This window comes from Paenibacillus forsythiae T98 (assembly GCF_000520735.1).
GTDB classification, from domain to species: domain Bacteria; phylum Bacillota; class Bacilli; order Paenibacillales; family Paenibacillaceae; genus Paenibacillus_AQ; species Paenibacillus_AQ forsythiae.
Map to the genome: position 1 here is coordinate 1 of NZ_ASSC01000638.1, position 6,563 is coordinate 6,563.

Annotated in this window: 3 protein-coding genes; 1 reads left to right on the forward strand and 2 read right to left on the reverse strand. The window is 51.9% G+C overall.

Annotated elements, in window-relative coordinates:
* Nucleotides 1–2,845 (reverse strand): efflux RND transporter permease subunit (locus L692_RS0119670; protein ID WP_025701765.1); only part of this gene is annotated, 2,845 nt, incomplete at its 3' end.
* 847 nt (nt 2,846–3,692) lie between these two features.
* Here L692_RS0119670 and L692_RS0119675 point away from each other — a divergent pair.
* The gene (locus L692_RS0119675; protein ID WP_025701766.1) at nt 3,693–4,880 is read left to right on the forward strand and encodes a copper amine oxidase N-terminal domain-containing protein; all 1,188 of its coding nucleotides are present in this window, start codon (nt 3,693–3,695) and stop codon (nt 4,878–4,880) included.
* Nucleotides 4,881–4,955: 75 nt separating this feature from the next.
* Here L692_RS0119675 and L692_RS29525 read toward each other — a convergent pair whose 3' ends face one another.
* Nucleotides 4,956–6,104, reverse strand: coding sequence for a cation:proton antiporter (locus L692_RS29525; protein ID WP_036724633.1), 1,149 nt, complete (start codon nt 6,102–6,104; stop codon nt 4,956–4,958).
* Between the last annotated feature and the right edge of the window lie 459 nt (nt 6,105–6,563).

Genomic DNA, 6,563 nt, shown 5'->3' on the forward strand with positions numbered 1-6,563 from the left:
CCTGCTCGGAATGGCCGATCAGCAGCGGCAGCATGGCGCAGATCGTTGCAATGGCCGTCATCAGGATCGGCCGCATCCGGGTTCCCGCCGCTTCGAGCAGCGATTCGCGAATGCTCATATGGTCCTCGTTATGCTTGACGCGGTCAATCAGCACAATGGCGTTCGTCACTACAATGCCGATCAGCATCAGCGCACCGAATATGGCGGTGAAATCGGGGGTCACTCCCGATATCAGCAGGCCGACGACGGCTCCGATGGCTGCCAGCGGCAGAGAGAACATTATCGCCAGCGGTGCGCGAAGCGTCTTGAAGGTGATCACCATAATCAGGTAGACAAGGCCGATGGAGATGAGCGCCGTCATGCCGAGATCCTTGAAATCGCCCGCCTGGTCGGCGGATGCCCCGCCCGATACAAGGGTTACCCCTTCAGGCAGCTTGATACTGTCGGTTTCTTTCTTGATCGAAGCCCCGATTTCGGATACCTTCTTCGGATCGACTTCGGCCGTAATGCGCGCATAAGGCTTGCCATCCTTGCGGTACAGCATGGCGGGCTCGTTATGAACCTCCAGCTTCGCAAGCTGCGATAGCGGCTTAGGCCCGGTAGAAGTCATCAGCGTGATGCCCTCCAGGTCCGTCTGCGATTTCGGTTCAACGAGCGGAGATAAGACAACCGAGGCCGAAGAACCGTTCAGCTCCATCTGACCCAGCGGCATAGGATTCAGCATACCAGCCAGCTGCATCGATATTTCCTGCGCGTTGGCCTGCGCCGGATTCACGTTAAAGGCAAAGACCGGCTTCGTATCCTCCATGTTGCTGGAGATTTTCCGGACGCCGTCAACCGTCTTCACCTTATCCATAACCTGATCCGCCGCGGCTGTAATCTTGGACAGGTCGTCGCCGACAATATCAATGTATTCATTGGTCGAACTCGATCCCATCATGCCACCTTCGTTAGCCGCAAGGCTTGCTCCGGCATAGCTGCCTTGCAGACCCCGGATGGTATCGATAAATGCCTGGGCGTCAGCATTTTCCTTTATCATTACTGTATAGTTGACCACAGTTGGCGAGGATACATCACCCCATTTAGCGGCATCGGCGCTGTTCCCGGACTGCATAATTACCGTCTTCGCCTGAGGCTGTTTCATAATTTCCTGTTCCAGCCGTTTCCCCTGTTCAAGAACTTCGGCTACCGGCGTATCATTCGGGTATTTCAGCTCAATCGCGACACTGCTGGCATCGGAAGCGTCCAGCGCCCCTTTGGGCATGCTCATATACGCGCCGATTGAAGCTACCAGAATGATCAGTCCCAGCGACAGTGACACCCACTTGTGGTTCAGGTTCCATTTAAGAAACCGCTGAAACCCCTTGGACGGCTCATGCTCCTTCATCGATGTATTCCGGAGCAGCACAGAGCTCAGCAGCGGAACGACAGTCAATGCGACCACCAGCGACGTCAGCAGCGAGTAAGTTACGGTCAAGGCAAATGGCAGCAGGAACGCCTGCATGCTGCCGCGCAGCAGACCGATCGGCAGGAAGACGGCGACGGTCGCAATCGTTGAGGACGTGATCGCCCGGGCCACCTCCTTCGTCGCATTGATCATCATGTCAATGGAGAAGGACTCCTTCTGCAGTCTGCGGTAAATGTTCTCGATAACCACGATACTGTCGTCGACCAGACGGCCGACCGCAACAGCTACCCCGCCGAGCGTGATAATATTCAGCGAAATTCCCGAAATATCGAGCAGGTACAAAGTAACCGCCAGCGACAGCGGAATGGAAACAGCTGTCACAAGCGTTGCCCGCACATTGCGCAGGAATATCAAAATGACGATAGTCGCAAACAGCGCGCCGAGCAGCACTTCACGCATCATGCTGTTCACGGAATCAACGACCATATCCGAGGTACTGAACACAACCGCGGCTTCGGTCCCCTTCACATCCTTATTGATGCGATCCACCGCATCCTTCACCTTATTGCCGACATCGACCGCGTTGGCATTGGCTTCTTTCGTCACCATCGCGAACAGAACATCCTTGCCGTTGGAGCGGCTGACGCTTTCCTGATCCGCCTTGACTTGAACCGACGAAATATCCTGGAGCGTCACTCCTGGCGAAACCGGCAGGCGTTTCAGGGTATCGACACTGTCGATGGAAGAAATAACATTGACGCTGCCCGTCTGGCCGCCAATCGTCTGTTCCCCGACGGAGGCCGACACGTTGCGGCCTTGAAGCAGACCGGTAATTTGCGCGACGGATACTTTCTTTGCCGCCATCAGCTGCGGATCAAGCTTGACCGTCACCTGCGGCGCCGTTTTGCCGTACAGCGCGACGTTCGCAACCCCCTCGATATTTTGCAGCTCGGGAATGATCACCGTCTCCGCCAGCTTCAGGTTCTGCTCGGTTATTCCATCGTCAAACGAAAGGGTAGTCGAGGCTACCGGAATCATGGACGTATTCAACTGGAGGACGAACGGCCGCATGACTCCCTGAGGAAACTGCAAGGCATCGACCGCCTTCTGCACCTCCTGCGCGGCATCCTTCATATTCGTCTTGGAGTCAAAATTAATGTCCACTTTGGTGTAGCCATTCCCCGAGGTGGACATCATCTCCGTCTTGCCTTTGATCATGGCCAGAGCGCTCTCGATGGGCTTGGTCACCTGCTCCTCCATCGCATGCGCATCCTGCCCCGGGCCTAGCGCCGTTACCGTCACCAGCGGAGTATCCGCCTCCGGCAAGAATTCCATCGGCAGCGAGCTGTAGCTCATTAGTCCCACTACGAGCGCCATCACAATCAGCAGCCCTGCGGCCGCCTTGTTGCCGAACGCCCATTTTGTCAACCATGTCATTGATAATTTCTCCTTCCACTCCCCAGTATTGATAAAGCTCTTGTTGCCTGCTTCTTTATGTAGATCTCATTCTCTCCTGCTTCAGTTTAGTTGCTTTTCAAAGGCCTTAAAACAGTCGGACGGCGGGTTTGGCACTCAGCCCCGAGACGGAGAAAGCCCCCCAACCAAAGGATGGGAAGATTGCACCGGGACAATTGTAATGAAAGCTGGGATAAGCATAAAATCGTCCGGGAAGCTCTCTACCCTTGGAGTCTGTGGTTCGTTCTGAGAATTTTCACCGCCTCGGCAAGATTCCCCCTAACCAAAATACTTTCACCCGCAAAGTGTAATAGGCAACCAATTCAAAACTCTCCCTTGCTAAATAATATAAATCCAAAAATTACTATATGGAATATATCATTCCTTTCCTTTCTTTTCAATAGATTAATATATAAAATCTGTTTGTTTGTCATGTATCATCTTCAATATATAACATTAGGAAGTATGATCCAGCCCAGACCGGCGGACCGAGCACAATACCCACAGTCAGTTTGCCCGGAACACAGGTTCAAGCTCTTCATGGCAACCTTGCTTTGGAGGAAGCGGCTCGAAGAATGCAGCAATTAACTTTTCAATATACCCTATTTCTGGCTAAAACCGATCTGGCCAAGAGAGGGGTTATTCTTTAATTTCAGCACTAAACGTATCTCTTGGATGAAACCAGATGTTGTTTTAGACGCAAGCAGGGGGTCTAGCATATTGTGAATATTAAGTAAATATATAGCATTCGATATGTTTTTTTGTCCTACTCTCGTATAAACTTAAGCGTGGAAGTTTTACCAAACCGATAAAAGGAGACTTGCATAAGATGAAATTTATACCGGCTTTGCTATCGACCCTTATTTTATCCAGCGCGCTTAGCCTGTCTGCGGCGGCGGCCGAACCATCCATTACCGTTCAGATCAACCGGCAGACACTTGACTTAAGAAGCCAGGCGCCTGTTAAAGAAAACGGCTCTGTACTCATTCCGCTGCGGTCCATTTTTGAAAAACTTGGATTACAAATAGTATGGGATGCGAAAACGGGTTCGATTAAAGGCTCGAAGGAAGGTCTGTTGATCAAACTGCAACTCGGCAGCAAGCGCGCCAGCATAAATGGAATAAACAAGCCGCTGGCCTCGGCCCCTAAAATGATAAATAATGCCGTTTACGTTCCTCTTCGGTTCGTGAGCGAAGCAACGGGCGGCAGCGTCAAGTGGGATGCCAAGCAAAATACCGTCATCATTACTACAAAACAACAAAATGGCGATCCCAAAGCGATTTCCGCTTTCTTCGACCAATACGTTGCCTATACCAATAAGGAAGACTTCGATGGATTCATGAGCCTGATTGATCCGAATTCGCCGCTTGCGCAGATTGGCCCGCAAATCAAAGACCAAATGGGAAAATATGATCTCACCCTATCGCTCGATCAATTGGATATCGTGAAATTACAGCCGAATGAAGCGATCATACATACCGTTGAATCCTCGCATAAAATCAATGGTCCGTTCATGCCGGACGAGAGAGTCGAATATATATACCAGCTCATCAAAAACGAAAACGGACAAGACTGGAAAATCAGCAGTCTGCAAATCACCGGGGTACAGTATAATCTCCCTCCGGAATTACTGGCTGCCAGCCCTGCTGTTCCACAAGATGAGGAAAATCAGATCCTGTCGGTGCTTCAGGCAAACCTCAAAAGCTCCAATGATGAAAATCTGGACGGTGTGTTGTCAACGCTGGATGAAACCTCTCCGCAATTCGAGCAGAACAAGCAGGTGTACAGTCAAATCTTTGCAGCGTATGATCTGGCATTCACGATAGAAAGCTCAAAAATTATCGATTACACCGAAAATGAAGCTGCCGTGTATGTCGTTCAAACGGCAAAGAAATTAAAAGGCCCCGATTTTCAGGATAATCGCTCCACATCCGTTATAACGTTCAGCAAAACCAAAGACGGCACATGGAAGATTAAACGGTCCTATCTCATCAAGGGCGAAAAACTGACTTCCTGAGCCAAAAATAAAGAGGCCGCAGAAAGATGGCATTATCATTACAGATGATGTCATCTTTACTATTTGCGGCTCCGCTCAATCCGCCCCCACCCGCTCGCGAAAGACGTATTTCAGCATCGGCGGAGTCAGCAGCGTCGTCGCGATCACGACAATAATTACGGAGGTAAAATACTCCGGCAGCAGCAGACCGCTTTGGAGTCCCGTGGCGGCAATGATCAGAGCGACCTCGCCCCGGGATATCATGCCTGAACCAATCGCCAGCGAGGAACGGGTATCAAAGCCCGTCAGGCGCGCGCCTACCCCGCCGCCGAGCAGCTTGGTCAGCACCGCCGCAGCCGACAGGATCAGCACAAAGCCGATCTGGCCGCCGACTCCCTCAAAGGAGACATTCAGTCCGATGCTGACAAAAAAGACAGGCACGAACACCGCGTAAGCGACCGGCTCCACCTTATGTTCTACCTTCTGCCTGAAAGCGGTCTGCGAGACGGCCAGCCCGGCTGCGAACGAGCCGATAATCCCGGCCATTCCGGTCCATTCCGCGAACCAGGAGAAGGCGAAACAGATGACAAGCGCTACCGTGACCGTCGGCTCCGTCACTTTAAGGGAAGACAGCCACTTAAGCAGCCGGGGAACAATCAGCCAGCCGGCGAGAATGATGACCGCGAAGAAGAGCAGCTTTTTGCCGATCAGAAGGCCCAGCGACACCGACTCCCCCGCCCCGAAGAAGCTCATCAGCACCGCCAGCAGAATAACGACCAGAATATCGTCGACAACCGCCGCTCCCAGAATGGTCGAGCCTTCCCGGGAGTTCAGCTTGTTCATATCTTTAAGCACCTGGGCCGAAATGCTGACGGAGGTCGCACTTAAGACAGCCCCCAGGAACAACGCATGCGAGTAAGAAAAGCCGAATAGCTCCGCAATGCCCATTCCGCCAAACAGCGGGAGAATAATCCCGCCCACCGCCACGGCAAAAGACGACTTCCAGTTGCGCCGAAGCTGATCCAGATCCGTCTCCAGCCCCGCGATGAACATGAGCAGCAGCACACCGATCTCGGACATATAGTGAATAAATTCACCATTCTGAATCCAGCCCAGCACCGCCGGACCCAGCACAATGCCCACAATCAGCTTGCCGAGAACAGACGGTTGGCCGAGAGCGACAGACAAATGCCCGGCGAGCTTGGTGGACAGCAGAATCAGCAGTAGGGTCAAAATAAACTCCATGAATTACCCGCTCCTTGTCTTTTTTTAAGATTTCACCGAAAAAGCCCTGAAAACAGCAAAAAGGAGCCCTTGGTGACAGGCTCCTCCATAAAGCGATTACTTATTCATTTTTAAATGATCCCTATAAATATACCCTTATTTAGAACCATTGTAAAGATTCAGCATCTTGCAAAACTGAACATCTTGCAAAAATTGCCGGCGTGCAGGTTTTTTCAGGGGAAAACGTTGGTTAGCAGGAAAATCCTACAGTTATGCAGGAATTTAAGGCGGTTGTGGCTACATTTGAGGTTGGATGGGAAAATAACTGTATGCTGACAGGTATGTTAGGCATCGGCACCCCCAAGCGGAAAAAAGATGTACAAATTCAGGTTCCCGGTCCATTCGGCGGGAATGGAATCGGGACTCTAAACCGCCGGACTCTATACGGCCGACTCGCTCGGACGGAGGATGGCGGACCCG